The organism is Halorientalis pallida (genome assembly GCF_004118325.1).
GTDB lineage: Archaea > Halobacteriota > Halobacteria > Halobacteriales > Haloarculaceae > Halorientalis > Halorientalis pallida.
This window is the reverse complement of record NZ_RDFA01000004.1, coordinates 1-23,197: the sequence shown is the minus strand read 5'-3', so window position 1 is coordinate 23,197 and position 23,197 is coordinate 1. Positions and strand designations below refer to the sequence as shown.

Here is a 23,197-nt window from a genome sequence, read left to right as displayed (position 1 = left end):
AAACGTTGCTGGATCGCAGTGGCGAGTATGTCCTGGGTCGATCCGCACGAGACGGACGCCGAGCAGTGGGCCGGGGACGCGGCCGCCGAGCGGTCGTGCACGTCGGTCTACGAGCGGGCGTTCGACACGGGGCGGCCGTTCGAGCGGACCGACAAACTCGTCTTGCAGGGGCCGTCGGTGACCCAGGAGTTCCGAACCCGGGGATACGAGCGGGCGCGGGTCGACTACCACCTCGCGGTGGAGACCGACGGGTGGGTGAAACTGCTCGCTCGGGGACACCTCTGGGGAGGCGACGAGCCACACCAGCGGTTTCGCGCCCAGTATCGGCGGGAGGGGGAGCCGACCGAGACGGTGCCGTTCGACGAGTACCTCGCCTGGACCCGCTACCAGTTCGGGACTATCGACGTCGAGAGCGGGCGGCTCACCTTCGACGGCGAGAGCGACCGGGAGGAACGAATGCGGCGACTCGACTGGGCGGACCTGTACGCGCCCGATCGCTTGCGGTTGGCCGAACTCGAACTGATCCGCAACCCGGCGCTGGCACGGTACGCGCTCCGTAACCGTGGCGACTGGCGGGACGTCGTGGACGCACTGCGGTACAATCCCGAGACGTTCGCGGTGCGGCCCTGAGGTGGCGTCCGGATGCAGGCGACGGATTTCTGAACCCTTTTACCCGTCGCGGAGCACTGTACGGACATGAGTGAGCAGGACGCCTCCGGAACGGACGACGCCGACGAGCCGGCAGCCGACGACGCGGCGGACGCATCCCCCGACGACGAGGCGTCCGCCGACGGGACGAGCGCAGCGGAGTGGGACTCGCTCGACGACGTCGCCGAGGACGGCGAGGGGAGCGACGACGCCAGCGAGGACTTCGAGGCCGGCGGGGACCTGCTCGACCGCGTCGCCTCGGCCGACGACGAGCAGCTGGCCAACGAGATCGCGTCGCTCCGGATGCGCGTCGACTCTCTGGAGTCGGAACTGGAGACTCGGGAGGAGAAGGCAGAAGAGCTCGAGTCCAAACTCGCCCGGACGAAGGCGGACTTCCAAAACTACAAGAAGCGGATGAAAAAGCGCCGCGAGGACGAGAAACAGCGGGCCACCGAGGACCTCGTGGAACGCCTGCTCGACGTGCGGGATAACCTGAAACGCGCTCTGGAACAGGACGAGGGCGCCGACATCCGCGACGGGATCGAGGCCACGCTCCGGCAGTTCGACGAGGAACTGCGACAGGAGAACGTCACGGAAATCGAACCCGAACCGGGTCAGGACGTGGATCCGCAGCGTCACGAGGTCCTGCTCCGCGTCGAGTCCGACCAGCCGGCCGGCACCATCGCCGAGGTCCACCGGCCGGGCTACGAGATGGCCGACAAGGTCATACGCACCGCGCAGGTCACCGTCAGCGAGGAGTGAGGCCGGTCCCTCTGCGGAGGTCTCGTCCAGCTCCGCGCTGATTGCGGTGCGTAATATAACTCCCGGTCACTCCCCGTCCTCGCGGGCTAAAACGCCGGAAGCGGTGGGAGCGGTCGGGTTCGATCCTCTCCAATCTAGCAACTTTTAACCGATTCAGACCGGTAGGTGGGGACAACATGGCGAGCAACAAAATTCTCGGTATCGACCTCGGTACCACCAACAGCGCCTTCGCGGTGATGGAGGGGGGCGACCCGGAGATTATCGTCAACAGCGAGGGTGACCGGACGACACCCTCGATCGTTGCCTTCACCGAAGACGGCGAGCAACTCGTCGGGAAACCGGCGAAAAACCAGGCCGTACAGAACCCGGACAACACGATCCAGTCTATCAAACGCCACATGGGCGAAGACGGGTACACCGTCGAGATGGACGGCGAGGATTACACGCCCGAACAGGTCTCGGCGATGACCCTCCAGAAGATCAAACGCGACGCCGAGGAGTACCTGGGTGACGAGATCGAAAAGGCCGTCATCACGGTCCCGGCGTACTTCAGCGACCGCCAGCGCCAGGCCACCAAAGACGCCGGCGAGATCGCCGGGTTCGAGGTCGACCGGATCATCAACGAACCGACGGCGGCCTCGATGGCCTACGGACTGGACGACGAATCGGACCAGACCGTCCTCGTCTACGACCTCGGTGGCGGTACCTTCGACGTCTCTATTCTCGATCTCGGTGGCGGCGTCTACGAAGTCGTCGCGACCAACGGTGACAACGGCCTCGGTGGCGACGACTGGGACGAGGCCATCATCGACTACCTGGCCGACGAGTTCGAGGCCGAACACGGCATCGACCTCCGGGAGGACCGGCAGGCCCTCCAGCGGCTGACGGAGGCCGCCGAGGAGGCCAAGATCGAACTCTCCAACCGGAAGGAGACCACCGTCAATCTGCCGTTCATCGCGGCCGACGACGACGGCCCGAAAGACCTCGAACAGAAGATCACGCGCGCGAAGTTCGAGTCCCTGACCGAGAACCTGGTCGAGCGGACGGTCGGCCCGACCGAGCAGGCGCTGGAAGACGCCGGCTACTCCAAGAGCGACATCGACGAGGTCCTGCTGGTGGGTGGCTCGACCCGGATGCCGATGATCCAGGAGAAAGTCGAGGGCCTGACCGGCCAGGAGCCCAAGAAGAACGTCAACCCCGACGAGGCCGTCGCGCTGGGCGCGGCCATCCAGGGTGGCGTCCTCTCGGGCGACGTGGACGACATCGTCCTGCTGGACGTGACCCCGCTCTCGCTGGGCATCGAGGTCAAGGGTGGTCTGTTCGAGCGCCTGATCGAGAAGAACACCACGATTCCCACAGAGGAGTCGAAGATCTTCACGACCGCGGCGGACAACCAGACCTCCGTGCAGGTACGGGTGTTCCAGGGTGAGCGCGAGATGGCCGAGGAGAACGAACTGCTCGGTGAGTTCCAGCTGACGGGTATCCCGCCGGCGCCCGCGGGCACCCCGCAGATCGAGGTCGGCTTCAACATCGACGAGAACGGGATCGTCAACGTCGAGGCCGAGGACAAGGGCTCGGGTAACTCCCAGTCGATCACCATCGAGGGGGGCGCGGGTCTCAGCGACGAGCAGATCGACAAGATGCAGGAGGAGGCCGAGCAACACGCCGAGGAAGACCAGAAGCGTCGTGACTTCGTCGAGGCGCGCAACGAGGCCGAATCGGCGATTCAGCGCGCGGAGAAACTGCTCGACGAGAACGAAGACGAGATCGACGCCGATCTCGAGAGCGACATCGATGCCGAGATCGACCGCGTGCAGGAGGCCCTCGAGGAGTACGAGAACGTCGACAGCGAGGAACTGGAGACGGCATCCGAAGCCCTGGAGTCGGCGACCGAGAGTCTCTCCGAACAGCTTCAGGAGATCGGCAAGCAGATGTACCAGCAGCAGGCCCAGCAGGCAGCGGGCGGTGCTGGTCCCGGCGGTGCGGGTGCTGCGGGCGCTGGCCCGGGTGCCGGCCCTGGCGGTGCGGGCCCTGGCGGTGCGGGTCCCGAGGGCGGCGACGAAGAGTACGTCGACGCGGACTTCGAGGACGTTCAAGAGGACGACGAGGAGTCGTCCTCTTGAGCCAACCAGAACGCTTCGCGTTCTGGTGACGTCGACGAAAACGACGAAAACTGAGTCGCTTTCGTCGGCTCGATAGACGAGCGAAGCGAGTCTATCGGTGTTTCAAAGAGCGAGCGAAGCGAGCGCTTCGAATCGGACGAGGACGAGTAAGACGAGTCGTCGCTGGCCCGAGTGACGGACCCGTTCTTTTCAAGTATCTCAATCGAATAGGGTGGGACAACGAATGAGCGAGGATTTCTACGACGTACTCGGGGTGTCGCGAGACGCCAGCGAGGACGAGATCAAGCAGGCCTATCGTGAGAAGGCACGGGAGTACCATCCCGACGTGAGCGACGATCCGAACGCCGAAGAGAAGTTCAAGAAAGCCAAGACGGCGAAGGAGGTCCTGACCGACGAGGAGAAACGGCAGGCCTACGACCGCCTGGGCCACGAGCGGTTCCAGCAGGCCCAGAAACAGGGCGGGTTCGGCGGCGCTGGCGGCGGGGCAGGCGGTCAGCGCGGTGCCGGTGGCGACCCGTTCGGACAGGGTGGTCCCTTCGGCGACATGGGCGACATCTTCGAGCAGTTCTTCGGCGGTGGTGGCGGTCGTGGCGGCGCTCGACAGGGGACCGACCTCCGGACGGAGCTCTCTATCTCGCTCGAAGAAGCCGCGAGCGGCGTCGAGAAACAGCTCGCCATCACCCGACCGGAGAACTGTCCCGACTGTCACGGCGACGGGCACCCACCCGACAGCGAATCGCGGACCTGTCCCGAGTGTGAGGGTCGCGGGCAGGTCACCCGGGTCCAGCAGACGCCGATGGGACGGGTCCAGCAGACGACGACCTGCCGGCGGTGTGAGGGCGAAGGGACCCTCTACAGCGAGACCTGCGACACGTGTCGCGGGAAAGGGCAGGTTCGCAACGAGGTGACGCTGTCGGTCGAGGTTCCGGCAGGGATTCAGGACGGGCAGACTCTCCGAATGGAGGGTGAGGGTGCGCCGGGCGAAGACGGGGGTCGTAACGGCGACCTGCTGATCGAAGTGGCCATCGAGGACCACCCCGAGTTCGACCGGGAGGGCGAGGACCTCTATCACGAGTACGCCATCTCGTTCCCCCAGGCCGTCTTCGGCGACGCAGTCGCGGTGTCGACGCTCGACGGCACCGTCGAACTCGAGATTCCGAAACACACCCAGAGCGGCGAGGTCTTCAGGCTCGAGGGGAAGGGGATGCCGAGACTCCGGGGCCGCGGCCAGGGGGACCTGTTCGTGCGGGTCCGGGTCGTCACGCCCGAGAGTCTGAACGACGAACAGCGCGAGGCCCTGGAAGCGTTCGCCGAGGCCGGCGGCGAGGAAGTCGACGTCGAGCAGGGCTTCTTCGAGCGGCTGAAAAACAGCTTCTGAGTCCTCGCTCCCCGGCCGAGCGTCCGCGCGGCCAATTATTTGATCGTTCCGACACAATTAGACTTAATATTACGAGATATATAACTACAAGCGGCGCGGGGTCGGTATCGGTCATTCGACCGTTATTGGTAACCCCACCCCTTCCCCCCTTGGCGGCCTCGCGCCGATTTTCGCTTCCGACCGACGGTGACTCGGAGTCGTGGCAGACGACTTAAGCGGACACGGCGGTTAGACCCGACATGGACGTCATCGGCGATCTCGTCGCGCGTGAGCGTCGGGTGAAAGAACCGCTGGTGTACGGCGACGGGTCACAGCCCTACACGGCACACAAGTTCTGTACCGACGCCTGGAAGACGGCCAGCCTGTTCCGGTATCACGGCGTTGGGCCCGAGCGGGGCGTCGCGGTCGCGGCCGACCCGGCACCACAACTCCTGCTCTCCGTGTTCGGGGCCGCGCTTCTGGGCGCACCCGTCAGGTTCGGCCTCCCGCCCGAAGGGGACCCGCGGGTGGTGGTAGGTCCCGCCGCGGCGATCGAGGGGCTAACCGTCGAGCCCGGGACCAAGCGCGTGGTCTACGCCGACGAGCCGTCGGATCCGGACGTGATCCACTTCGAGCGGGACATCTGGAGCGAGAATCCGACGATGCCGCCGGACACGGTGGCTCCGGACCAGCAGGCACTGACGACGGCCGACCGGACATACACGCACGAGGACCTGCTGACCGCCGCCGGCCGCGTCGTCGACGAGCGGGACCTGACCGGGGACGACGCGGTCGCGGTTCGGGCGTCACTCGCTCGACCGGGGACGCTCGTCGCGGGTGTCTTCGCCCCCCTGCAGGTCGGTGCGTCGGTCCTGCTGGCCCAGAACGGCCCGGAGCCGACGCTGGTCGTGGGCGGTGACGAGCCCGCTGGTCTCGATCCCGACGCCGTGCTGGGCTAAGCGATGTTCACTCCGTCGAGGGTTGCCGGACACTGCCGGTCGGCTCTTCGCCAGTGACGAGTTCGACCCGTGCCCCGCCCGATTCCGAGTCTGTGACGCGAACCTCCCAGCCGTGCCCGGCGGCGATGTCCGAGACGACGGACAGCCCGAGGCCGGTTCCGTGTTCGCTCGTCGAGAACCCGTCTTCGAGGACGCGTTGGCGCTCGTCGGTCGGGAAGCCGGCCCCGTCGTCGGCGACGAAGATTCCGGTCACCTCGCCGTCGGTGAACGACCCGACCCGGACTGTCACGTCCGTGTCGGTGTGTTCGGTGTCGTCGTTGGACTTCGCGCGATTGTCCGTCGAGCCGTGCTCGATAGCGTTCCGGAAGAGGTTCTCGAAGGCCTGGGACAGCTGGGACCGATCCGCGCGGACCGTCTCGTCGGTGATCGCGACGAGGGTGGCGCCGCCGGAGTCGATGTGGGCCCAGGCCTCGCTCGCGAGGGCGGCGACGGCGACGGGTTCGCGGGTCAACGCCCCGTCGCGGGTCAGCGCGAGGACGTCGTCGATGATCTCGCCCATCCGGTCGGCGCTCTCGACGATGGAGTCGAGGTGCGGGTCCACGTCGTCGGCCTCGCGGGCGACCTCGGCGCGGCCGCTGATGACGCTCAGCGGGTTCCGGAGGTCGTGGGAGACGACGCTGGCGAACCGTTCGAGCCGTTCGTTCTGACGTTCGAGTTCCTGCTCGCGCTCGGTCCGTTCGGTCACGTCACGGACGATGATCGTCTGTCCCACGTGGCGGTCGCGTGCGTCGCGCAGCGGAAACGCCTCGATCTCGTAGTAGCGGCCGTCCAGGCCCGCCTGGAACTGCACCTCCTCGCCGAGGTCGGCGACTGCGACGTAGTAGTTGCGAACCGTCGGGTAGTCGGCGAGGACGTCCTCGACGTGCTCCCCGACGACCCGTTCTTCGGGATCGAGTCGGAAGAACCGCCGCCCCATCGGGTTGATATCGACGAGCCGGCCTTCGCGGTCGACGGTGAACACACCAGCGCTGAGGTCGTCGATGACACGGTGACGGCCGACGGGTACGAGGTCGAGCAACTGTGCCCGGGAGACCGCCCAGACCAGTGCGCCGCCGGTGACGGCGAACGCGATCGGCGTCACGCCCGCCGGGACCAGCCCCAGGGTCCTGAGGACGTGGCTGATCCAGGGGACGACGACGGCGACAAGCATCGCCCCCGTCTGGTAGCGGTACGTCGCGGCGGCGTCGACCGCGAAGCCCAGCAGCATGATCGTTCCGGCTGTGACCAGCGAGTACGTGAAGACGGTGTTCGAGAGGAACCCGAGGCCCGGTTCGATCAGGTACCCAGTCGGTCGCGTCGCGTCGAGTCCAGCGACTGTAAAAAAGCGGCCGTGGATCGGGTTCGTGAACGCGACGAGGGTCGCGGCGACCGGCACGACCGAGAGCGCCAGCAAGTACCGGGGTCGCACCCACTCCTCGCGGTTGGTGTACTCAAGGACAAACACGAAGAAGCCGACGACCACCAGGTTCGAACCGGGGACGACGAACTGGTAGGCGAAGACTGCCGTCGGTGTGCCCCGGACGGCGGTCCCGACCAGCAGCGCCCCGATCCAGACGAGTTCGCCGACCATGGTGGCACACAGCGGCAGTGCACCGATCCGCTCGCGGTTGTCCCAGGTGTAGTACGCGAGCAGTGCCGACAGTCCCCCGGTCAGAACCAGCGCCGCCTGGAACAGCCACAGCCAGGGGGGCATACCTCATACGGACCGGTCGACCAGCCTAAGTGTTCGTCCGCGATTCTCAGATGTTGTAACTATCGCGCGTCCTCGATGGCCTCCAGCGCGGCGGGGTTCTCGATGGAGGAGAGGTCACCCAGGTCCTCTCCCTCGTAGGTGGCCTCGACCGCGCGGCGGATGATCTTGCCCGACTGGGTCTTCGGGAAATCCTCGACGAACAGGACTTCCCGGGGCCGGAACGGTTTGCCCAGTTCCGCGCCGACCTGCTCGCGGACCTCCTCGCGGAGGTCGTCGCTGGCCTCGACGCCGTCTCGCGGCTCCGCCGCTCGACTCTCCTGGGACTCATCCCGGTCGTCCCAGCTGTCCTCGACGATGACGTAGAGGACGACGGCGGTCCCGGTGGTGTCGTCGTCGGCACCGATCGCGGCGGCCTGGTTGACGGCGTCGTGGTCCATCGCCGCGCCCTCGACCTCGGCGGGGCCGACCTTGCGGCCGGCGACGTTCAGCGCGTCGTCGGCTCGGCCGTGGAGGAACCAGAAGCCGTCTTCGTCCTTCTGGGCCCAGTCGCCGTGGTCCCACGTATCGTCCCAGGTCGACCAGTACTCCTGGAGATAGCGCTCGTCGCCGCTCCAGAGGGACTTCGTCATCGAGGGGCAGGAGTCACGCGCGACCAGATAGCCTCGCTCGTGAGTGTCTTCGATCGACTCGCCGTCCGAATCCACGATGTCGACGTCCATGCCCAGTCCGGGTCCACCGAGTGTACAGGGCTTGAGGTCGTTGATCGGCATCGGCATGAGGAAACAGCCACAGATCTCGGTGCCCCCGGAGATGTTGATGATGGGCGTGTCGCCCCCGCCGACGGTCTCGTGGAACCACTGCCAGGACTCGGGGTCCCAGGGCTCGCCCGTCGAACCCAGCAGGCGCAGGCTGGAGAGGTCGTGGCCCTCGACCCACTCGTCGCCCTGCTTGCGGAGTGCGCGGATCGCGGTCGGGGAGATCCCGAACTGGGTGAGGTCGTGGCGGTCGATCATCTCCCAGAACCGGTCGGGCTCGGGGTGGTCGGGCGCGCCCTCGTACATGAAGATGGTCCCGCCGAAGGTGTGGTTCCCGATCAGGGTCCAGGGCCCCATCATCCAGCCGATGTCGCTGACCCAGAAGAAGCGATCGGCGGGCTTCAGGTCGAACCCGAAGTACAGTTCCTTGGCACACTGTGTCTGGACGCCGGCGTGCGTGTGGACGATCCCTTTGGGCTTGCCGGTGGTTCCCGAGGAGTACAGCAGCATCGACTCCTGATCACTGGGGAGCGACTTGGTGTCGTAGTCGTCGGACTGGGTGGCGACGGCCTCGTCCCACCACTCGTCGCGGCCGTCGGTCATCGGGATCGAGAGGTCCGTGTCCGGGTCGCTCGCCCCCAGGCGGTCGTAGACGAGCACCGATTCCACGTCGGTGTCGGCCTGCGCGATGGCCTCGTCGGCGGTCTCTTTGAGCGTGACCGGATCCCCCCGGCGGAGGAAGCCGTCGCCGGTCACGAGGACCGAACACTCGGGGTCCTCGATGCGCGTGGCGGTGGCGTCGACACCGAAGCCCGAGAAGATGGGGACGGCGATGGCACCGATCTTGAAACAGCCGTAGAGGATCGAGACGACCTCGGGGACCATCGGCATGTACAGGCCAACGGTGTCGCCGGTTCCGATACCCCGTTCTTCGAGGGCGTTGGCCACCTGGTTGGCCTGGCGGTGGAGTTCGTGGAAGGTGACTTCCCTGATCTCGCCGTCCTCGCCCTCCCAGATGGTCGCGACCTTGTTCCGGCGCTCCGCGTCGGAGGCGGCGTGGCGGTCCACGACGTTGTGGGCGACGTTGATCTCGCCGCCGGGGTACCAGTCGGTGAACTGCGGGCCCCCGTGGCTCGCGGTTTCACCGCTCGCATTGTCCGGGGCGCGCCGCGCCCCGCTATCGTCCCGGACGGTGTCGTACTCCTCGTAGAACTCGATTCCGAGGTAGTCGACGAGTTCGTCCCAGAACCAGTCGACCCCGGATTCGGGGACGTCGTCGATCGCTGTGGTGGTTCGCTCGATCAGTTCCTCGTAGTCGTCGATGTCGTAAGTCTGCATGAACTCCCAGACGTTGGTCGACTCGACGAACTCCCGGCTCGGTTCGTGGATGATCTCGTCGAGATCGGCGAGGGACTCTGATGCCATGGTCCGGTATTCCGTCGACCCGCTAAAGTAGCTTCCCCCGACGGGAGGACGTGTCGGTGGGAGGCCGAGAGCCGGCGGTGCCTGGGGGCGGCCCCCAGTCGGAACGCAGCGTCGAGACGCCCGCGAGCTACTGTTCGGACGCCGACGTGTCGGCGATGTTCCGGAGGATGCCGACGGTCCCGCGGAAGCCGTCGTCGGACGGCAGGACGGCGACGTGGTTCTCGAACGGGATGCGGGCCCCCGACTTCGTGACGAGGGTCATCTCGAAGCACCCGCGCGTACCGTCGCCGGTGAGCAACTTACGGATCAGGGATTCGGCCGTGGCGATGTCGTCGTCTTCCATGACGGTCGAGACCGGTTCGCCGACGAGTTCGTCGGGTTCGTAGCCGGCGACGGTCGAGTCGCGACCGGCGGGCGGGACGACCGACGTGATGACGCCCTGGTCGTCGAGCGTGTACACCTCGTCGGGAATGGCCTCGACGACCGTCTCGTAGCGCTCCAGTTCCCGCTCGCGTTCCCGGCGCTCCGTGATCTCCCGGGAGTTGAAGACGTAACCACCGACGGTCGTGTCCTTCCGGTTGCTCCCGACTGTTTCGACCCACGCCCACGAGCCGTCGGCTCGTTTGAACCGGAACGTGACGCCCTCGATGACGGTCCCCTGTTGATCGGTGAGGTCGATGAACCGCCCGCGCATCGCCTCGCGGTCGTCCGGGTGGACGAAGTTGAACACGTACTCGCCGACGAGTTCGCCGGGGTCCCAGCCGAGAATCCGCTCGACCGAGGGACTCTGGTACTCGATGGTGCCGTCTGGTGCGACGACGGTCACGATGTCTTCTGCGTGCTCGATGAGCGTCCGGTACTGGCGGCCCGTCATCGGCGTCTCCGCCGCGCCACCGTGCCCGAGCGCTCCCTCGATACGGCCGGCCAGCAGTTCCTCGCTTGCGGTGGCCATCTCGGTCGTGAGCGCGTCCGTGGCCCCCGCCTCGACGCTCTCGGCGGCGTGGTCGGCCTCCTCGGTCAGAACGAGGATGGGGAGCGCAGGGTCCTCCTCGCGGAGTCGTGCTACGAGGTCGGTCGCGGTCCCGTCCGGGAGGTCGTACTCGCTCACAACGCAGTCGGCCCTGGACTCGGTGACTGCCGCGAGTGCGTCCGTGATCTCCGGCACAGCCGTGACCGCTGCCGCCTCGCTGTTCTCGTCGAGGAGCGAGACCGCCCGCTCGACGACGTCGCCGTCGGAACCGACGTAGAGGACGGTCGTCGAAACCGACCCGAAGGCAGCCATGTCTCGGGCTAAACTAAGATAGCTGATAAACACTTGGACCGAATTATCACGCTCGGAACTGGTGTCCCCTCGGAGTAACCTGATCCGGACCGTCGCTCGCCGCTCCGTTACGCAGTGCCGTCGGCCTGGACGCGCACCAGTCCGCCCGACTCGCCGTCCTCGGCTACCGCGAGGTCGAACCGCCACTCTCCGTCGTCGAGTCGGTGGGGGTCGGACAGCGTCAGCGCCGGGCCGGGCAGGCGACCAAGCAGGTCGATAGCGATGGGGAGCGTCGGCAACGAGGCCGACCGGGCGGTGAGCGCGTAGTCGGTGATCGTCACCGTCCAGGCGCTGCCGGCCGACGAATCGGCGTGTGCGTCGACGGCGTACTCGTCGACGATGTCGAGACGCTGTAACCGCCGGAGGGTCGCGTCCAGCGGCCGGTCGCTGTCGTCGGGCTCGGCGATTTCCGTCGCTGCCCCCCCGAGGACGGCGCTCTGTTCGTCGTCGGTGAGCCTGGCGCCGAGCTCGAACGAGAGGGTCCGCAGGAGGTGCAGACAGAGGTCGTCGGGGTCGTCGATGGCGTCGGCGGTCTCGCAGTACACGTCCATGATCGACGACTCCAGGTTGGCGTACCCCTCCGCAGAGAGCGTCTCGAACACGGCTGCGGCCACGTCGTGACAGAACCCCGTCAGCGACGCCGTTCCGCCCGTCACGGGCGGCGTCACCGTCCTGGCCGCCCGGCTGGGCTCCTCGCAAGCGATGAAGTCGTAACACGGTGCTCGTGGGTCCCATCGGCGTAAGACGGCCCGGTAGGCGGCCGCGGCCTCCGCCGCCCGGTCGGCGGTCTCGCGGTCCGGGAACCGCGCCCCGGCGACCGGGACCGGACAGACGCCGGTCCGCCCACAGACGACCCAGTACTCCCCGCCCTCGACCGTCAGGTCATCGATCCGCGCCCTGATCTTCGAGAGAGTGTCACCGACCATTTTAGGCATACCTAAAACAACGCGGCGAAAATAGGTTACGGTCGGAGAAGCGGACGGTCGTCCGCGGGCGAGCGGTTCGACCGAGCATGGCGCGATGGGCCGCCTGCGAACCCTGCCAACGTTTTTAGCCGGGCGTGGCCAAGGGCTGGGTATGTACGTCCGGGACGCGAAAAACCGTGAGGAGGTCTGGCTTCTGGATCACATCGAGGACATGGCCCTGGACGAGACGGCGTTTCGCTCGCGCGACTACGTCATCGCCATCGACGAGGAGACCAACGAGAAGGCGGGCTTCGGGCGCATCCGCGTCCACAAGACCGACGACGAGGCGGTCTGTGAACTCACCTCCATCGGTGTCCTCGACGACTGGCGCGGACAGGGCGTCGGCGCACACGTCGTCGAACGGCTGATCCAGAAGGCCGGCGACGACGGGTTCGAGACCGTCTACGCGCTGACCGACGAACCGGACTACCTCCGACAGTTCGAGTTCGACCCCATCGACGCCGGGGCGCTCCCGGAGAAACTCCAGGGGCGGCTGGAGGAAAAGCGCGAGACGACCGCGCCCGACGCGGTCCCGATGGCGCTCACCGTCGCGGAGTTCCGGATGCCCCGGAAGTTCCGGGAGGCGTTCAAACGCGCCGCCGCCGACGAGGGCGACGCCGAACCCGAGGAAGGCCCGGAGGACTTCGGCATCGATCCCGAGGAAGCGACCTACAAGTACGACACCGGCCGGTGAGTACCGGCCGTCGGCCGAGTACTGGGCGTTCACCACTGCTCCGGGCTCCGCGCCCAGCCCCAGGGGCTCGGACGGGCCCCCTGCGTCGTCGGAGCGTCGCCGCTGGCGGCCTCTCGAACACATAAATTCCCGGAAACCTCAAACAACGCTTATACACGGCTGCTCCGTTTCTGAAAGCACATGTTCGACGACGAGGAGCTCCAGGAGATCCGTTCGGCCAAGGCCGACTGGGACGAGGAGTCGGTCGCGCCGACCGTCGAGCGGTTCGGTGAGCGCAAGGAGACGTTCACGACCGACACGGAGGGACAGACCGTAGACCGCCTGTACACGCCCGCGGACGTGGCCGACCTCGACTACGGGGAGGATCTGGGTTTCCCCGGTGACGAGCCCTACACCCGCGGCGTCTACCCGACGATGTATCGCGGCCGGCTCTGGACCATGCGCCAGTACGCCGGCATGGGGACGGCCACGGAGACCAACGAGCGGTTCCACTACCTGCTCGACGAGGGGCAGACCGGCCTCTCGATGGCATTCGACCTGCCGACGCAGATGGGGTACGATTCGGACAACACGATGGCCGCCGGCGAGGTGGGCAAGACCGGCGTCGCCATCGACTCGCTCTCTGACATGGAGACCGTCTTCGGGGGTATCCCGCTGGACGAAGTCTCCACGTCGATGACCATCAACGCACCCGCGTCGGTCCTCTTGGCCATGTACATCGCCGTCGGCGACAAGCAGGGCGTCGACCGGGAGGAACTCCGGGGCACCATTCAAAACGACGTGCTCAAGGAGTACATCGCGCGCAACACCTACATCTACCCGCCCGAGCCCTCGATGCGGATCATCACGGACATCTTCGAGTTCTGCGCCGAGGAAGTCCCCAACTTCAACACCATCTCCATCTCGGGGTACCACGTCCGGGAGGCCGGGTCGACCGCGGCCCAGGAGATCGCCTTCACCCTCGGGAACGGCATCGAGTACGTCGAGGCCGCCATCGAGGCCGGGCTGGACGTGGACGACTTCGCGCCCCAGCTGTCCTTCTTTTTCGCCTCTTACAACAATGTCCTCGAAGAGGTCGCGAAGTTCCGCGCGGCCCGGCGGATGTGGTACCGGATCATGGAGGAGCGGTTCGACGCTCAGAACCCCAAATCCAAGCAACTGAAGTTCCACACCCAGACCGCGGGGTCGACGCTGACGGCCCAGCAGGTCGAGAACAACGTCGTCCGCGTGGCGTACCAGGCGCTCGCGGCGGTGCTGGGCGGGACCCAGAGTCTCCACACCAACGGGAAAGACGAGGCCGTCGGCCTCCCGACCGAGGAGAGCGTCCGGACCGCACTGCGGACCCAGCAGATTCTCGCCGAAGAGTCGGGCGCGGCCGACACCATCGATCCGCTGGGCGGCAGTTACTACGTCGAGAGTCTGACCGACGACCTGGCGGACGAGGCCTTCGAGATTCTGGATCGGATCGACGGCAAGGGCGGGATGCTCCCGGCCATCGAGGACCAGTGGGTCCAGCGCGAGATCCAGGACGTGGCCTTCGAGCGCCAGCGCGAACAGGAGGAGGGCGAACGGGTCATCGTCGGCGTCAACGAGTACCAGGTCGAGGAGGAGGAAGACGTGGACATCGAGGAGGTCGACGAGGCCCTCGAAGCCCAACAACAGGAGACGTTAGCCGAGGTCCGCGAGGACCGCGACGACGAGGCCGTCGAGGCCAAACTCGACGCCGTCCGCGAGGCCGCCCGCGAGGGCGACAACCTGATGCCGTACCTCATCGACGCCGTCAAGGTCTACGCCACGACCGGCGAGATCTGTGACGCCATGCGCGACGTGTTCGGCGAGTACCAGGGCGGCGGTATCTGACGGGGCACCTTCTCGATCCGGGTTTCGGGAGCTGTTCGACCAGCGACAGAATTAAGTAGCTGTGTAAAGTCTCCTTTACTGTAAAGCGACTTTTACGGAAACGTCGCTTTACACCGCCCTGAAAACCATGTCGACGACACAGGAACATCCAGCGCGCAGAGGACAGCGGTACAATCGAATCATCATGGCCGTCTTCGCGGTGGGGATCGTGAGTTTCTTCGCCGGAATGTTGCTCGACCAGACCCTCGCCGGCCTCGTCGTGTACGCGGTCGCCTGCCTCGGCGGAATCGCGGCCCTGCTGTACTTGCAGTTCGCGAGTTCCGTCCAGCTGACGGACGAACGGGAACAGCGGCTCAACGAGCGGGCAAGCGGCGCGACAATCATGATCGCTGCCTACATCGGCCTCCCCGTCGTGATCGGCCTCTACCTGCTCGACAACCTCGGTTACTACACCATCCCCCCGGTCGTCTGGGGCGGAATCTACGCCTACTCCGCCCTCTTTCTGCTGTGGGGGGTCGTCTACACCGTCGTTCGCTACAACGCATGAAAAACGACCTGCGCGACCGGCGCGAGGAGCACGACCTGAGCCAGGCCGACCTGGCCGCCGAGGTAGACGTGACCCGACAGACGATCAACTCCATCGAGCGCGGCCGGTACGACCCCTCGCTGGAACTGGCCTTCGAGCTGGCCGCCTACTTCGAGTGCCGGATCGAGGACATCTTCGACCCGGAGTAGGTCCCCCTGACGCTACAGCGTGACCGCCATCATCACCTCGTCGACCGGTTCGCCGTCGATCCGGTAGTGGTCCTCGCGGACGGCTTCGACCGCCCCGCCGTGGGCCTCGAAGAACTCGATCGCACCCTCGTTGGTCGCCGGGAAACTGTTGTACACCTTCGTCAGGTCCATCTCCTCGGCCCAGTCGAGGCCGTGCTCCAGCAGGCGACTCCCGATCCCGTGACCGCGGTGGGCCTCGACCAGTCCGATGGTCAACTCCGCGGTGTGGTGGAGTTTGTCGAGCTCGGGAATCTCCAGGTGGACCCACCCGACGACCTCATCGCCCACGGTGGCGACGAAGAACACGCGGGACTCGAACTCGTTGTGCCGGAGCAGGGAGTCCTCGTAGTCGAGTTGCTGGGCGACGCTCTCCGCTTCGATGTAGCTCCCCTCGCCGGCGACCTGCCGGAGGGTGCCCACGATGCCCGTGATGTCGTCCTGCCGGGCCGGGCGGATCGTCACCGTGAGCCCGTCGATCTCGTACTGCTCGGCCGTGCCTGGGTCCATCGCGATCTCCAACTCGCCATCGCGCTCGGTCAGGTAGCCGTCGCGCTTGAGCATCGAGCAGTGGTGGCCGAAGCGACGGTGTTCGAACCCCAGTGCCGCCCGCGCCCGCTCGGGCTCGACGCGCCCCTCGCGCTCGACGTACTCGTAGATCCGCTGCCTGTCGTCGTCCAGTCGCCCCGGTTTCGGTGCTTCCATACCACACGGTCACGGCGAACCGTCTTAGTAATTGATGACAGTTACCACACCGCACACATACTCGCGGCCGTCGCAGGGCTGATTGTCCCGCCGCTCGCAGTCGTGGTATGCAGTTCGATCACGCGGGCATCGCGACCGACGACGCCGACGCGCTCACCGAACAGTACGCGACGCTGTTCGACGCCACGGTCGCCCACGAGGAACAGTTCGACCGGATGCAGGTGGTCTTTCTCGACCTCGAGAACGGCTTCTTCGAGGTACTCGAACCGCTGGACGACGAGGGTACCATCGCCTCGTATCTCGACCGGAACGGCCCGGGCATCCACCACCTCGCGGTGGCCACCGACGACATCGAAGCCGCGCTGGCCCGAGCCCGGGAGGCGGGTGTCGAGTTGATCGACGAGGAACCCCGAGGCGGGGCCTGGGGGCACGACGTGGCCTTCCTGCACCCAAAATCCACGGGTGGCGTCTTGCTCGAATTCGTCGAACACTAGGCCGTCGCAGTCCCGACCTCGACCGGCTCGCGGAAACACTCGATCTCGAAGCGCGCGCCGCCCTCGGGGCCTTCGGCGATGGACAGCTCCCAGCCGTGGGCCCCGACGATGTCCCGGACGATGGCGAGTCCGAGGCCAGTGCCCTCCTCGTGGGTCGTGTAGCCCTGTTCGAGGACCTCGTCGCGCTCGTCTTCGGGGATGCCCTCGCCGTCGTCTTCGACGTAGAAGCCGGTGTCGTCCGCGAGCGTCCCGATCCGAATCGTGAGAGCACCGTCGTTGTGATCGAGGGCGTTCCGGTAGAGGTTCTCGAAGACGTTGAGCAGGCGGTCCCGGTCGCTCTCCAGTCGGAGGTCGAGGTCGTGATCGAGCGTCGCCCGATCGGTATCGACGTTCTCCCAGGCCTCGGTCGCGACCGAGCCCACGTCGACGTCCTCTTTCTCGGTGATAGCCTTCCCCGAGCGGGCCAGCGTGAGCGCGTCGTCGATGATGTCCCGCATCCGTTCGTGGGCGGTGTCCATTTCGTCGACGCTCTCCCGATGTTCGCCGTCGAGTTTGGCGTCCAGCAGTTCGACGTGGCCGGTGGCGACGTTCAGCGGGTTCCGCAGGTCGTGGGAGACGATGCTGGCGAAGCGGTCCAGCCGCTCGTTCTGGTGTTCGAGTTGCTGTTTCTGCTGTTCCAGGCCCTGTTTCTGCTGGCGCAGTTCCTCCTCGCGCTGGCGGAGCTGTTCTTCGCGCTCTTTCTGCTCGGTCACGTCGTACAGCAGAACGCTCTGCCCGGCGAAGTCCCCGTTCTTGTCCTCGATGTCGGAGATGTTGACGTCGTAACACCGTTCCTCGGTCGGTGATGCCTGGACCCAGATCTGGTCCCGGCGTTCGTCCAGCAGTTCGCCCTCCTCGTAGTCGTCCCAGTACTTCTCTAGCTCGACCACGTCGAAGACGGGTTTGCCGACGACTCGGCCTTCCAGTCCCAGCATCTTCCGGCCCGTCGAGTTGATGTCGACGATCCGCCCGTCGGCGTCGAGGATCATGACGCCGCTATCGATCTCCTCGATCACGAAGTCACGCGCCAGCGGCAACACGTCGTCGAACCGCGAACTGAACCGGGCGAGGATGGCGTTGATCGGGATCATCTGGACGAATCTGATACTCGTGAAGATTACGAGTCCGACTGCCCCCCAGAAGAGAAACGACAGTGGAACGATCATCATGTGCGGGAACGGGCTGAACCCGGCGATGGTGATCACGTTCCCGATCCACATCGACAGGCCACCGAACCCGAGGACCAGACTCAGCTTCCGGTAGACGTTCCGGGAGTGCAGGGCCTTCCGGAACAGGAGAGCGGTCGCCGTCACCAGCAACGTGTAGGTCAGCCCGACGAATCCCCAGGCGACCGGGCCCCAGGCATCGTAGGCCAGTAACACCGTTCCGTTCTCCGTGACGAGTCGAGGGTTCACGATCACCAGGTCGTGTGCTGGGTTCGTCAGCGTCGCCGGGACGTACACGAACGGGACGACGAGGAGCGCATGGGGCAGATAGCGCGGCAATCTGTCGTAGTGTCCTGTGTAAGCGGCCGCGAACAAAAACCAGCAGCTACAGAGGGACACACTCGAGACGAGAAACCCCGAGAAGAAGACCAGTTTCCACTGGTAGCTCGTCCCCGCCACCGTCAGGCCCAGAAACAGCGACCACGCCGCGATGCTGGCCATCGCTCCGGCGTACCAGATGACTCCCCGCCGGTCGCGCTTTGCGTACCCATAGTATGCGGCCGCTGCGGAGATACCCGCGACGAGCAACAGCAGGGGGACGTAGACACTGTACTGGAACATTGGCGTGATCGGTACATCTGCCTCTCGGAGGCAGTGTCTCTTGAACGAATATGTTTCTTGACGGAGTAAAAAGTACTTCCCGTATTATCGACACTGATAACGGTCAGTCCCAGTCCGCGGCGCGGAACTCGCCCTCGGGGTGCATCCGCGCGGGTGGCTGGGCGAACCACGCTGCACCGTTGAGCTCGCCCGGTTGGATGGCGAGGTGGCCCCCCTCGTAGCGACCGTCGAAGAAGACCCACAGCGTGTGGAGCCGTTCGTCGTGATCACCTTTCGAAACGCTGACCCGGCGCCGGATCAGGAACGGGTCGACGATCCGACAGTCGATTCCGGTCTCCTCCCGGACCTCTCGGACCGCGGCCTCCTCGTAGGACTCGCCACACTCCCGGCCGCCGCCGGGCAGGCCCCACCGGGTCGACCCCCGCGAGAGGATCATCAGGACGCGCCGGTCCTCTTGGATGTCGGCCGGGAGCGACTCCGAGAGGGGTGCCGTCTCGGGGGGCTCGCGGACCACCCAGACGTAGCCGCCGCCGGTGTACCCTTCCGTGGCCAGGTCGCGCAACTCCGGAAACACGTCGGCGGGGACCTCCTCGTGTTCCTCCCGGACGGGCACGTCGTCGTACTCCGACAGCAGTCGGTCCTGCCGCCGGTCGACCTCCGTCCGATTCACGTCGCGAGCCATCTTCGTTCCACCCTTTTCGTTCGCACTGAAATGTCCTCCGACCCGGCAGAACGACTCAGCCCGAGAGCGTCTCGAAGACCTCGCGTTCGGTCTCCGCGACCGTCGAGAGGTGCCCCAGGTCGGGGTAGAAGTGCGATTCGGCGGTCGGGATGGCGTCGGCCAGGAACAGCCCCATCGCCGGTGGGACGACGGTGTCTTCTTTCCCGTACCACAGCCACGTCGGAACGGAAATCGCTCCGAGGTCGAAGCCCCACGGCCGGCCGAACAGGGCCGTCTCGGTTACCAGCGGATCGAGGCCGTGGTGGCGGCGCGATTCCACCATGCTCGCGTGGACGACTTTCCCCAACTCGCCCGTCCAGACCGGCCCGTCCGCCGGCGCGGCGCTGTCGGCCATCGATTCGAGGAAGGCGTCCCGGTCGTCGAGGGCCTGCCGGCCGCCGAGCCACAGCCCGAGTTTCGTCGCTGGCGACAGGAAACGGGCGCTGTAGTACCAGAGCCGATCCCGGAGACCGACCGCCGCCATCGGGCCGAGGCCACAGACGATCCCCGCTCGCTCGACGCGCTGGTCGAGCAGCGCCGCCGTCGCTGCGGCGTAGGGGCCGCCGGCGGAGATCCCGAGGACGGGAAATCCGTCGAGGTCGAGCGCATCAGACAGATCCGCCACGTCGGCCGGCCAGTCGGTCAGGGTCCGATCCGGGTCAGGGTCGGAGACGCCGACCCCCGGCCGTTCGGGGGCGATCACGCGGACGCCCTGCTCGCGTCCCACCGCGTCGAACGCCGCCGCAAACACCCGGGAGTTGGGGAACCCGTGGAACAATAGCAGGGGGTCGCCGTCGGGGTCGCCCACGGTCGCGTAGCCAAGCTCCCGGCCGTCACGGAGGGTGACGGTTCGGGGGTTCGCGGCGATCTCCGCCGCCAGCTCGAGTGCGTCGGACCCTTCGGGGCCCGGTTTCGTCGCCGTCTCGTCGCCGCCCCCGAACCACTCGCCGAGCGCGTCGCGCAGTCCCATGCCCCACCGTGGTGTCGCCCCCCGAATAACGGTTCGGGACGCGGCTACTCGTAGTACTCCAGGTAGAGCGCGATGATCTTCAGGCCGAGGTAGATCCCCAGCGGAATCCCGACCAGCGCGTGGCCGACGGTACTGTCGAGGAAACCGAGGAGGACGCCAACGACACCGCCGAGGAGCCCGAACAGCCCATCGACGAGCCCCAGCAGGGTCCCGACGATCCCACCGCCGCCGTCGTCGCCGTCACTGGCGGCCGTCTGGAGCTGGGAGCCGTTGCCGGTCGCGTTCGTGGCCGTCCCGTTGGCGGTCTCCTGGGCCTGGACGGTCGCCGCGCCGAAGGCGGCTCCCGGAGTGGCGAGTACCGTGACCGCGCTCACGAGGAGCAGACAGGCACCGATCCGGCCCGCGAGGCGGGCCCACCGACACGCGTGCATCGCCACCGAGTACCGACCGGCGTGGGTTAAACCTCACCCGTGTTTCGCCGGGCTAGCCGAAGTTCTCGACCTTGGCGGCGTCGGGGTTGCCGCCGGCCGCGTCGATGGCCGTCGTCGCGGCGTCGAGGAAGTCGGCGAAGCCGTACACGAACACCTGTTCGCCCTCGTCGTGGGACAAGACCTCGGTCGTGGCCTCGCCCATGTCGTCGTCTGCGTCGAGCACGTGGACCGTGACGCCCTCGGCAGCGAGGTCGTCGAGGGCGTCCTCGTGGATGGGGTCGTCGTCTCGGTAGACGATGGCGGCTTCGTTGCCGTCCGCGAGCGTGCGACGGGCGATGCCGACCGCGGGACCGACGCCCGGACCGCCTGCGAGAATCACTGCCCGGGGTTCGTCCTCGTAGTAGGCGTTGCCGTAGGGGCCGGAGATCGTCACGGTGTCGCCGGCTTCCAGCTCGGCGAGGATCGGGCCGAGCGCCCCGTCGGGGTCGATCTCGACGGTGACCTCGAAGGTGTCTTCCACGTCAGAGGAGGAGATGGTGTAAAACCGGCTCTCGCGTTCGCCGTCGACCTCGGCGACGAGCTTGACGAACTGCCCCGGACGGGCCGAGAAATCGGCGGGCGACTCGAAGGCGATGGCGATGGCGTTCTGACCGACCGACGTGACGGCGGCGACGGAGACGGGTTCGTCTTCCATATTTCTCCTCTGAGGGCCCTTGCCGAAAGGTGCTTTCGATCCGGAGAGAAATGGACGTACAGTCATTTAACTGATCGATTTGCAGGCCTGAACACCTATTGCAGAAGGCTTTTGCGTCGTGGCTGGGTAGCTGGTCGCTAGTATGCCCGCGGACCTCAATTGGGCCATCGGCGGTGAAGCTGGCGACGGGATCGACTCTACGGGCAAGATTTTCGCACAAGCTCTGTCCCGTGCCGGTCGCCACGTCTTCACCTCCAAGGACTTCGCGTCGCGTATCCGTGGTGGGTACACGGCGTACAAGATACGCACCTCGGTCGAGCAAGTCGAGAGTGTGGTCGACAGACTCGACATTCTCATCGCGCTCACCGAGCGAACCATCGACGAGAACATGAACGAGCTCCACGAGGGGAGCGTCATCATCTACGACGGCGAGCGAACCACGATGCAGGACGTCGAGATTCCCGAAGGAATGATCGGACTCGACGTGCCCCTGAAGTCGCTGGCGGAGGACGCCGGTGGCGCCATCATGCGCAACATCGTCGCGCTCGGGGCCGCCTGTGAGGTGACGAACTTCCCCATCGAGAACCTCGACGAATCGCTGGACAAGCGGTTCAAAGACAAGGGTCAGGCCATCGTCGAGAACAACAAGACGGCCGCCCGCCTGGGCCAGGAGTACGTCCAGGAGGAGTGTGACTACGACGCCGACTACGACGTCGAGACCACCGACAACGACTACGTCCTCCTGAACGGCAACGAAGCGCTCGGCATGGGTGCCATCGCCGCCGGTTGCCGGTTCTATTCGGGCTACCCGATCACGCCGGCGACCAGCATCATGGAGTACCTGACCGGCCGGCTCGACTCCTACGGCGGGAAGGTCGTCCAGGCCGAAGACGAACTCGCGGCCATCAACATGGCACTCGGCGCGGCACGGGCCGGTGCGCGGGCGATGACCGCCACGTCCGGTGCCGGGATCGACCTGATGACCGAGACGTTCGGGCTCGTGGCCACCAGCGAGACGCCGCTGGTCATCACCGACGTCCAGCGCTCGGGTCCTTCGACCGGGATGCCGACCAAACAGGAACAGGGCGACCTCAACATGGCCCTGTACGGTGGGCACGGCGAAGTTCCACGCTTCATCGTCGCCCCGACCAGCATCTCGGAGTGTTTCTGGAAGACCATCGAGGCGTTCAACCTCGCCGAGAAGTATCAGACGCCGGTCTTCCTGGTTTCGGACCTGGCCATGTCGGTGTCCGAGCAGACGTTCCCGCCGGAGACCTTCGACATGGACGCGGTCGAGATCGACCGCGGGAAGGTCGTCGGCGCGGACTCGATTTCGGACTGGCAAAACGAGAAAGGGCAGTTCCAGCCCCACTTCCCGAGCGCCGACGGCGTCAGCCCGCGGACCTTCCCGGGGACCGACGGCGGCGCACACATGACGACCGGGCTCGAACACGACGAACTCGGCCGCCGGACCGAGGACACGGACGTGCGCATCGAGCAGGTCGACAAACGCCAGCAGAAAGTCGACACCGCCCGCGAGGAGGAAGACTGGGACTACCGCGAGTACGGTGACCCGGACGCCGACACCCTGGTCATCTCGTGGGGGTCGAACGAGGGCGCGATGCGAGAGGCCCTCGGCTTCCTCGACGAGCGTGGCACCGACGTACGCTTCATCTCGGTGCCGTACATCCATCCCCGTCCGGACCTGTCCGAGGAGATCGAGGCCGCGAGCGAGGTCATCGTCGTGGAGTGTAACTCCACGGGCCAGTTCGCGGACCTCCTCGAACACGACACGCTGACGCGGGTCAAGCGTGTCAACAAGTACAACGGCGTGCGATTCAAGGCCGACGAACTCGCAGCGGAAATCGAGGCGAAACTCGGCGAACCGACCGAGGTGGAGGCAGAATAATGAGCTCCGAGATCAGATTCACGGACTTCAAATCCGACAAGCAGCCGACGTGGT

The 23,197-nt window shown here is 66.2% G+C and carries 21 protein-coding genes; 11 read left to right on the top strand and 10 right to left on the bottom strand.

Annotated features, from left to right (window positions below):
• Positions 1-27: 27 nt before the first annotated feature.
• The 5 genes from EAF64_RS11685 (at position 28) to EAF64_RS11665 (ending at position 5,849) form a co-directional block, all read left to right on the top strand.
• Complete coding sequence (locus EAF64_RS11685) at positions 28-630, top strand: hypothetical protein (RefSeq protein WP_129069177.1); 603 nt, start codon at positions 28-30, stop codon at positions 628-630.
• A 66-nt stretch (positions 631-696) separates the two neighbouring features.
• The gene (locus EAF64_RS11680) at positions 697-1,410 is read left to right on the top strand and encodes a nucleotide exchange factor GrpE (RefSeq protein WP_129069176.1); all 714 of its coding nucleotides are present in this window, start codon (positions 697-699) and stop codon (positions 1,408-1,410) included.
• A 176-nt stretch (positions 1,411-1,586) separates the two neighbouring features.
• The gene (gene dnaK, locus EAF64_RS11675; RefSeq protein WP_129069175.1) at positions 1,587-3,533 is read left to right on the top strand and encodes a molecular chaperone DnaK; all 1,947 of its coding nucleotides are present in this window, start codon (positions 1,587-1,589) and stop codon (positions 3,531-3,533) included.
• Between the two features lie 223 nt (positions 3,534-3,756).
• On the top strand, positions 3,757-4,911 hold the full coding sequence (gene dnaJ / locus EAF64_RS11670; protein WP_129069174.1) for a molecular chaperone DnaJ: 1,155 nt from the start codon (positions 3,757-3,759) through the stop codon (positions 4,909-4,911).
• A gap of 239 nt (positions 4,912-5,150) precedes the next feature.
• Positions 5,151-5,849: a hypothetical protein gene (locus EAF64_RS11665; protein WP_129069173.1), complete on the top strand. Its 699-nt coding sequence runs from the start codon at positions 5,151-5,153 to the stop codon at positions 5,847-5,849.
• A gap of 7 nt (positions 5,850-5,856) precedes the next feature.
• Here EAF64_RS11665 and EAF64_RS11660 read toward each other — a convergent pair whose 3' ends face one another.
• The 4 genes from EAF64_RS11660 to EAF64_RS20995 form a co-directional block, all read right to left on the bottom strand.
• Positions 5,857-7,602, bottom strand: coding sequence for a histidine kinase N-terminal 7TM domain-containing protein (locus tag EAF64_RS11660; protein WP_129069172.1), 1,746 nt, complete (start codon positions 7,600-7,602; stop codon positions 5,857-5,859).
• A gap of 59 nt (positions 7,603-7,661) precedes the next feature.
• On the bottom strand, positions 7,662-9,782 hold the full coding sequence (locus tag EAF64_RS11655) for an AMP-binding protein (protein WP_129069171.1): 2,121 nt from the start codon (positions 9,780-9,782) through the stop codon (positions 7,662-7,664).
• 127 nt (positions 9,783-9,909) lie between these two features.
• A complete protein-coding gene (locus tag EAF64_RS21000) occupies positions 9,910-11,064 on the bottom strand; it encodes a PAS domain-containing response regulator (RefSeq protein ID WP_193767660.1) in 1,155 nt (384 codons plus the stop codon).
• A 107-nt stretch (positions 11,065-11,171) separates the two neighbouring features.
• Complete coding sequence (locus EAF64_RS20995; protein WP_193767659.1) at positions 11,172-12,029, bottom strand: DUF7551 domain-containing protein; 858 nt, start codon at positions 12,027-12,029, stop codon at positions 11,172-11,174.
• Between the two features lie 151 nt (positions 12,030-12,180).
• On the opposite strand from EAF64_RS20995, the gene EAF64_RS11645 reads away from it, so the two are divergent.
• The 4 genes from EAF64_RS11645 to EAF64_RS11630 all read left to right on the top strand — a co-directional run bounded on the left by EAF64_RS11645 (position 12,181) and on the right by EAF64_RS11630 (position 15,357).
• Complete coding sequence (locus tag EAF64_RS11645; RefSeq protein WP_129069169.1) at positions 12,181-12,762, top strand: GNAT family N-acetyltransferase; 582 nt, start codon at positions 12,181-12,183, stop codon at positions 12,760-12,762.
• Between the two features lie 180 nt (positions 12,763-12,942).
• Entirely contained in the window at positions 12,943-14,622 is a 1,680-nt protein-coding gene (locus EAF64_RS11640) for an acyl-CoA mutase large subunit family protein (protein WP_129069168.1), read from the top strand.
• A gap of 127 nt (positions 14,623-14,749) precedes the next feature.
• Positions 14,750-15,169 (top strand): DUF2178 domain-containing protein, encoded by a 420-nt coding sequence (locus EAF64_RS11635; protein ID WP_129069167.1) that lies wholly within the window; start codon positions 14,750-14,752, stop codon positions 15,167-15,169.
• Positions 15,166-15,357 carry a helix-turn-helix transcriptional regulator gene (locus EAF64_RS11630; RefSeq protein ID WP_129069166.1) on the top strand — a complete coding sequence of 64 codons (192 nt, stop codon included), beginning with the start codon at positions 15,166-15,168 and terminating at the stop codon, positions 15,355-15,357. Before EAF64_RS11635 ends, EAF64_RS11630 begins: the two co-directional genes overlap by 4 nt.
• 12 nt (positions 15,358-15,369) lie before the next feature.
• Here EAF64_RS11630 and EAF64_RS11625 read toward each other — a convergent pair whose 3' ends face one another.
• Complete coding sequence (locus EAF64_RS11625; RefSeq protein WP_129069165.1) at positions 15,370-16,098, bottom strand: GNAT family N-acetyltransferase; 729 nt, start codon at positions 16,096-16,098, stop codon at positions 15,370-15,372.
• 107 nt (positions 16,099-16,205) lie between these two features.
• Here EAF64_RS11625 and mce point away from each other — a divergent pair, with 107 nt between their 5' ends.
• The gene (gene mce / locus EAF64_RS11620) at positions 16,206-16,592 is read left to right on the top strand and encodes a methylmalonyl-CoA epimerase (RefSeq protein WP_129069164.1); all 387 of its coding nucleotides are present in this window, start codon (positions 16,206-16,208) and stop codon (positions 16,590-16,592) included.
• On the opposite strand, the gene EAF64_RS11615 is transcribed toward mce, so the two are convergent.
• The 5 genes from EAF64_RS11615 to EAF64_RS11595 all read right to left on the bottom strand — a co-directional run bounded on the left by EAF64_RS11615 (position 16,589) and on the right by EAF64_RS11595 (position 21,234).
• Positions 16,589-18,418, bottom strand: a complete 1,830-nt coding sequence (locus tag EAF64_RS11615; protein ID WP_129069163.1) for a histidine kinase N-terminal 7TM domain-containing protein — start codon at positions 18,416-18,418, stop codon at positions 16,589-16,591. The two genes, mce and EAF64_RS11615, sit on opposite strands and share 4 nt — an antisense overlap.
• Before the next feature lie 103 nt (positions 18,419-18,521).
• Entirely contained in the window at positions 18,522-19,100 is a 579-nt protein-coding gene (locus tag EAF64_RS11610; RefSeq protein WP_129069162.1) for an NUDIX hydrolase, read from the bottom strand.
• Positions 19,101-19,155: 55 nt separating this feature from the next.
• Complete coding sequence (locus EAF64_RS11605; RefSeq protein ID WP_129069161.1) at positions 19,156-20,109, bottom strand: alpha/beta fold hydrolase; 954 nt, start codon at positions 20,107-20,109, stop codon at positions 19,156-19,158.
• 44 nt (positions 20,110-20,153) lie between these two features.
• Positions 20,154-20,540, bottom strand: coding sequence for a hypothetical protein (locus tag EAF64_RS11600; protein ID WP_129069160.1), 387 nt, complete (start codon positions 20,538-20,540; stop codon positions 20,154-20,156).
• A 52-nt stretch (positions 20,541-20,592) separates the two neighbouring features.
• Positions 20,593-21,234 carry an FAD-dependent oxidoreductase gene (locus tag EAF64_RS11595; protein WP_129069159.1) on the bottom strand — a complete coding sequence of 214 codons (642 nt, stop codon included), beginning with the start codon at positions 21,232-21,234 and terminating at the stop codon, positions 20,593-20,595.
• A gap of 142 nt (positions 21,235-21,376) precedes the next feature.
• Here EAF64_RS11595 and EAF64_RS11590 point away from each other — a divergent pair, with 142 nt between their 5' ends.
• On the top strand, positions 21,377-23,143 hold the full coding sequence (locus tag EAF64_RS11590; protein WP_129069158.1) for a 2-oxoacid:acceptor oxidoreductase subunit alpha: 1,767 nt from the start codon (positions 21,377-21,379) through the stop codon (positions 23,141-23,143).
• The last annotated feature ends 54 nt before the right edge of the window (positions 23,144-23,197 follow it).

What these genes read in the sequence shown, in the direction of transcription:
- EAF64_RS11685 (WP_129069177.1), top strand. Translation starts at nt 28, where the DNA reads ATGTCCTGGGTCGATCCGCACGAGACGGACGCCGAGCAGTGGGCCGGG.
- EAF64_RS11680 (WP_129069176.1), top strand. Translation starts at nt 697, where the DNA reads ATGAGTGAGCAGGACGCCTCCGGAACGGACGACGCCGACGAGCCGGCA.
- dnaK (WP_129069175.1), top strand. Translation starts at nt 1,587, where the DNA reads ATGGCGAGCAACAAAATTCTCGGTATCGACCTCGGTACCACCAACAGC.
- dnaJ (WP_129069174.1), top strand. Translation starts at nt 3,757, where the DNA reads ATGAGCGAGGATTTCTACGACGTACTCGGGGTGTCGCGAGACGCCAGC.
- EAF64_RS11665 (WP_129069173.1), top strand. Translation starts at nt 5,151, where the DNA reads ATGGACGTCATCGGCGATCTCGTCGCGCGTGAGCGTCGGGTGAAAGAA.
- EAF64_RS11660 (WP_129069172.1), bottom strand. Translation starts at nt 7,602, where the DNA reads ATGCCCCCCTGGCTGTGGCTGTTCCAGGCGGCGCTGGTTCTGACCGGG.
- EAF64_RS11655 (WP_129069171.1), bottom strand. Translation starts at nt 9,782, where the DNA reads ATGGCATCAGAGTCCCTCGCCGATCTCGACGAGATCATCCACGAACCG.
- EAF64_RS21000 (WP_193767660.1), bottom strand. Translation starts at nt 11,064, where the DNA reads ATGGCTGCCTTCGGGTCGGTTTCGACGACCGTCCTCTACGTCGGTTCC.
- EAF64_RS20995 (WP_193767659.1), bottom strand. Translation starts at nt 12,029, where the DNA reads ATGGTCGGTGACACTCTCTCGAAGATCAGGGCGCGGATCGATGACCTG.
- EAF64_RS11645 (WP_129069169.1), top strand. Translation starts at nt 12,181, where the DNA reads ATGTACGTCCGGGACGCGAAAAACCGTGAGGAGGTCTGGCTTCTGGAT.
- EAF64_RS11640 (WP_129069168.1), top strand. Translation starts at nt 12,943, where the DNA reads ATGTTCGACGACGAGGAGCTCCAGGAGATCCGTTCGGCCAAGGCCGAC.
- EAF64_RS11635 (WP_129069167.1), top strand. Translation starts at nt 14,750, where the DNA reads ATGTCGACGACACAGGAACATCCAGCGCGCAGAGGACAGCGGTACAAT.
- EAF64_RS11630 (WP_129069166.1), top strand. Translation starts at nt 15,166, where the DNA reads ATGAAAAACGACCTGCGCGACCGGCGCGAGGAGCACGACCTGAGCCAG.
- EAF64_RS11625 (WP_129069165.1), bottom strand. Translation starts at nt 16,098, where the DNA reads ATGGAAGCACCGAAACCGGGGCGACTGGACGACGACAGGCAGCGGATC.
- mce (WP_129069164.1), top strand. Translation starts at nt 16,206, where the DNA reads ATGCAGTTCGATCACGCGGGCATCGCGACCGACGACGCCGACGCGCTC.
- EAF64_RS11615 (WP_129069163.1), bottom strand. Translation starts at nt 18,418, where the DNA reads ATGTTCCAGTACAGTGTCTACGTCCCCCTGCTGTTGCTCGTCGCGGGT.
- EAF64_RS11610 (WP_129069162.1), bottom strand. Translation starts at nt 19,100, where the DNA reads ATGGCTCGCGACGTGAATCGGACGGAGGTCGACCGGCGGCAGGACCGA.
- EAF64_RS11605 (WP_129069161.1), bottom strand. Translation starts at nt 20,109, where the DNA reads ATGGGACTGCGCGACGCGCTCGGCGAGTGGTTCGGGGGCGGCGACGAG.
- EAF64_RS11600 (WP_129069160.1), bottom strand. Translation starts at nt 20,540, where the DNA reads ATGCACGCGTGTCGGTGGGCCCGCCTCGCGGGCCGGATCGGTGCCTGT.
- EAF64_RS11595 (WP_129069159.1), bottom strand. Translation starts at nt 21,234, where the DNA reads ATGGAAGACGAACCCGTCTCCGTCGCCGCCGTCACGTCGGTCGGTCAG.
- EAF64_RS11590 (WP_129069158.1), top strand. Translation starts at nt 21,377, where the DNA reads ATGCCCGCGGACCTCAATTGGGCCATCGGCGGTGAAGCTGGCGACGGG.